This window comes from Paenarthrobacter sp. PAE-2 (assembly GCF_026013155.1).
Classification (GTDB): Bacteria; Actinomycetota; Actinomycetes; order Actinomycetales; family Micrococcaceae; genus Arthrobacter; species Arthrobacter ureafaciens.
The window spans coordinates 1-4,088 of the sequence record NZ_JAPDNV010000082.1; the positions used below are offsets into that span (position 1 = coordinate 1).

A 4,088-nucleotide genomic window follows, 5' to 3' on the forward strand; every position below is an offset into this window, starting at 1 on the left:
TCAAGCCCCAGGAATTCGTGGACCTCCAGCACGAGGCCGAAGAGATCGGCTTCCTTGGTGTCATGTCCGGGCCCTTGGTGCGTTCCTCCTACCGCGCCGGGCGGCTCTGGGCCACCGCGATGCGCAAGAAAGGCTGGGCCATCCCCGAAGCCTTGGCCCACATCGAATCCTCCGGCACTACCCGCCAGGAAGCCTCCACCATCCTTGCCGCCCACGGCTAACTGATTAGCAGCCAGCAAAGGACTCAACATGCTTGCCACCCGCGTTGAAATCATCCCCACTGAGGGCATAGTTGACGTGGTCAACAGTGCGCTGCCGGCCGGTTCGACGGTCAGCATCACCTGCCTGCCCCACCACGGAGTCGAGCCCACGGTGAGGACGGCGATCAAGCTGAGCGAGTTGGGCTTTGTGGCCGTTCCGCATATCGCAGCCAAGTGCGTGGAAAGCCGGGAGCAGCTGTCCGGCATCCTCGGGGATTGTGCGGCGGCAGGGATCACTGAAGTGTTTGCGATCGGAGGTGACGCCCCGCGAGCAGCGGGAGTCTACTCCACCGGCGTCGAACTTTTGCGTGTCGTTGCGGAACTCAGTGGTGGGTCGATGACTGTGGGCGTCGCGGGCTATCCAGAGGGTCACCCGACCATCAATGGCCTGCAGCTGATGGATGCGTTGCTGGAGAAACAGGAGTTCGCCAGCAAGATCGTCACCCAGATGTGTTTTTCAGCGGAGACCATCCACAATTACGTCGCCCTGCTCCGCAAGGAGGGCGTGCACCTTCCCGTCTACGCCGGGGTTGCTGGAGCTGTTCCCAAAGCGAAGCTCATCGCCCTGGCAAGCAGGATCGGAGTGGGCACCTCGCTCAAGTTCCTCAGCCGCAAGGGACCTCTTGCCCGCAAGCTCCTCCTGGGCGAAAGGTACGCACCCGACGCCCTGATCCAGGAGCTGGCCGCCCGGCCCGGTGTTGAGGGCATCCAGTTGTACTCGTTCAATTCGCTCGAGGCGCTGCCGCAGTAGGGCACGGTCGTGAGGCGGCGCAGTGCCTGAATTGATTGGCCCGTGGGTCAGCCGGCGCGAGGTCTCGGCTTGTTGATTCGTAGATGGGGAGCGCCCCCAGGGAGACGCCGCTGGGCTCGGCGCATGGCTTATGTCGCTGAAGGTTTGCGAGACATTAGTCGACGCTTTAAGTTGCCCGCAAGGGGATCCTTGGGTTCTTGCGGTGATTGCAACACTTAGCGGATGGGTGTTGTCATGGCAGGGTATTCAATTCATGTGAGGCCTGATCTTTTGCAGGTTTTCTGGGCCGGGATGCAGGCTGGTGATTTCATCACTGATGCCGTTGCTCCGATCGATACGAGCCGACGTACTGGCCGCAGGGTCCTGCTTGAAGCCGGTGGTGTCAGGCCTCGGCGGGGCCGTGATCTGAAGGGTCGGTGCCTGACTTTCGCCCAGCGTGAAGAGATCGCCATACTGCGCGCCCAGGGACAATCTCTGCGGCAGATCGGAGCGGCTGTCGGTAGGGCGGCCTCCACGATTTCGAGGGAGCTGCGGCGCAACTCGGTGGCAGGGATGCCCTACCGGGCAACCTCAGCGCACGCACTGGCCTATGAGCGGGCCTCCCGCCCGAAACCAGCGTGTCAATGGCCATTAGTTTCTGCCCACCGGCGGCCAGTTAATGTGCCCGCTGGTGGCCAGTAAAACTGCCCGGTGATGGCCAACAGATCTGCCCACTGAAGGTTTCGGCGGGGTTGGCCATCGTCGGGTCGTGTCAGTTCAGTTGGGTGACTCCTTTTCCGGCGAGGGCCTGGGTGAGGCGGATGGAATCGCCGCTCGTTTGGCAGACGTGGGCGTGGTGCAGAAGCCGGTCCACGGTGGCGGTGGCGAGGGTTTTGGGCATGAGTTCGTCAAAGCCGGCCGGGTGCAGGTTCGAGGAGATCGCGACGGAGCGCTTTTCGTAGGCTGCATCCACGACCCTGTAGAGGCCTTCGGCGGCGTCGGTGGCCACCGGCAGGAGCCCGATGTCATCGATCACGACGAGTTCGGCGCGCAGGATCCTGGCCACTGCCCGGGTGACGCTGTCGTCGGTGCGGTGGGCCCGGATCAGGGCGCCGAGGTCCTCGAGCCGGAACCAGGCCACGCGCATGCCGGCTTCTACGGCTTGTTGGCCGAGCGCTTCGAGGAAGAACGTTTTCCCGGTGCCGGACGGTCCGCAGACGACCAGGTTCTCCCGCCGTCCGATCCATTCCAAGGTCCGCAGTGACTGCTGGGTCGGCGCGGGAATGGACGAGACCCCGGGGTCCCAGGCGTCGAAGGTTTTCCCGGTCGGGAAGCCTGCTGCTTTGCGTCGGGTGGCGAGCATGGACCGGGCCCGGCCCGCTGCTTCTTCGGTGAACAGGGCCTTGATGATCTCTGCTGGTTCCCAGCGCTGGGCGCGGGCGGTCGCGATGAGTTCCGGTGCCAAGGCGCGGGCGTGGGGCATTTTCAGCTGCCGCATCAGCGCTTCAAGTTCGGCCGGCAAGGGCGGGGCGGTGGTGTTCGTGGTGCTGACCGGGCTCATCGGCTCTGCTCCTTCGCAGCTCCGGATCCGGCACCCAGGCCTGCCCAGGCGCCGGTGCCCTGGGTCAGTGACCTCGTCTCGTCTGCGGAGTGGGTGGTGATGCGCTTGACGTTGGCGTTCAGGATCGAGGCCAGATCACCGTGGGCGAAGCGGCCGTAGAGTGCCGCGTCGCCCAAGGCCCGGTCCACCGCCTCGGCGCCGGCGATTTTGGCCAGGGTCACGGACTCAGCCATTTTCACGTTCATCCGCCCCGTCCCGGCCGCCGCGGCCTCCAGCAGCCAGGTCCTGGCGCCCTCGCCGATGGCAAGGAACTCGGCCTCACCGGCGTTGCGTGCCTTCACGGCGTAGTCGCCCGGGATCCTGGTCCTGGTCCCGGGGAAGTGCTCATCAATGACGGCGGGGCTGCCGGGCCTGGCCCGGCCATGGCGGGCGACCTCGACGGGACCGGCGTCGCCATGGTGGACAATGACGACCTGCTCGTCAGGCCCGGTGCCGTGGGAGCGGACGAACACCCTGGACCCGAGCAGATGCGCGGGCACGGAGTACTGTGCGTTCTCGAAGGTGACCATCGGGGTGTTCTCCGGGACCGTGCGGGCCAGTCCGAACGCGACCGTGTGCGCGGTCTCCGGGATCCGGTGCAGCCGGGGTGACTCCTCGGCCAGGACCGCGGCGGGTTTACGCCGTGTCGCCCGGTGTTCCCGGTTGTTGACCTCGTCCATGAAGACCTGGCAGGCGGCCTCGAGCTCGGCAAAGGAACTGTAGTCGGACCGAAGGTTGGTGTCTGTGGGCACGAGGTCGGCCTTGGCCAGTTTTACGGACGCTTCGACGCCGCCCTTCGTGGCGGGGTCCGCCGGCTGGCAGGTCAGCACGCTGATCCCGTAATGCCGGGCGAAGTCGAGGGTTTGCTGGTTCCGCACCGGCACCCCGGCGACGTGGCCGGTGGTGACGGTTTTCTCGTTATCCGTGAGGACATAGGTCGGTGCCCCTCCCAGGATCCTGAAACACCGGTCCAGAGCGGCGAACACGCTCGGCGCGGTCCGGTCCCGCAACGGGATCACGATCCGGAACCTCGAGAACGCCAGCCAGGCCACGAACAGGATGGTCTTCACCCCGCCGATCCGTGGTCCGTCGCCGAAGTCGTACTGCAACCACATCCCGGGCTCGGTGATCCATGGCCGATGCACACGAACATGGCCCAACCGCCACGCGGCCTTGACCTGCGCGACCGCGCGGCGGGTGGACCGCTCCGAACCCGCATAGCCCAGAGCGATGAGCCTCTCGTGGGCCTTGTCGGCCCGGATCCTGCCTTTGGACGCTTCGATCCATTCTTCGATCTTGGGCAGGTAGGCATCGGTGACTCGGGGCCGGGTCGCGGGTTCGGCGATCGGCCGGCCGGCGTCCCGCGCCGCGACATGCCTGGCTACAGTGTGGTGCGAGCATCCCGTGAGCTCGGCGGTGGCGCGCAACGATCCGGTCAGATCGTAGGCAGCAAGAATTTCCATGATTTCTCCGTCATGCTTCATACAGGGCCTCTTCC

The 4,088-nt window shown here is 65.5% G+C and carries 4 protein-coding genes and 1 pseudogene; 3 read left to right on the forward strand and 2 right to left on the reverse strand.

The features are described from left to right. From OCL88_RS20830 to OCL88_RS21360, 3 genes and pseudogenes are all read left to right on the forward strand, one after another. Positions 1-221: pseudogene (locus OCL88_RS20830) on the forward strand (lipoyl synthase); the annotation flags it as partial. A gap of 28 nt (positions 222-249) precedes the next feature. Then, the gene (locus OCL88_RS20835) at positions 250-1,011 is read left to right on the forward strand and encodes a methylenetetrahydrofolate reductase (RefSeq protein WP_264963814.1); all 762 of its coding nucleotides are present in this window, start codon (positions 250-252) and stop codon (positions 1,009-1,011) included. Between the two features lie 291 nt (positions 1,012-1,302). Then, the gene (locus tag OCL88_RS21360; protein WP_410869079.1) at positions 1,303-1,692 is read left to right on the forward strand and encodes a helix-turn-helix domain-containing protein; all 390 of its coding nucleotides are present in this window, start codon (positions 1,303-1,305) and stop codon (positions 1,690-1,692) included. A 70-nt stretch (positions 1,693-1,762) separates the two neighbouring features. Here OCL88_RS21360 and istB read toward each other — a convergent pair whose 3' ends face one another. Together istB and istA are read right to left on the reverse strand one after the other, a co-directional pair. Continuing rightward, the gene (gene istB, locus OCL88_RS20845) at positions 1,763-2,551 is read right to left on the reverse strand and encodes an IS21-like element helper ATPase IstB (RefSeq protein ID WP_264963815.1); all 789 of its coding nucleotides are present in this window, start codon (positions 2,549-2,551) and stop codon (positions 1,763-1,765) included. Then, a complete protein-coding gene (gene istA / locus OCL88_RS20850) occupies positions 2,548-4,074 on the reverse strand; it encodes an IS21 family transposase (RefSeq protein ID WP_264963816.1) in 1,527 nt (508 codons plus the stop codon). The genes istB and istA overlap by 4 nt, the downstream gene beginning before the upstream one ends. Between the last annotated feature and the right edge of the window lie 14 nt (positions 4,075-4,088).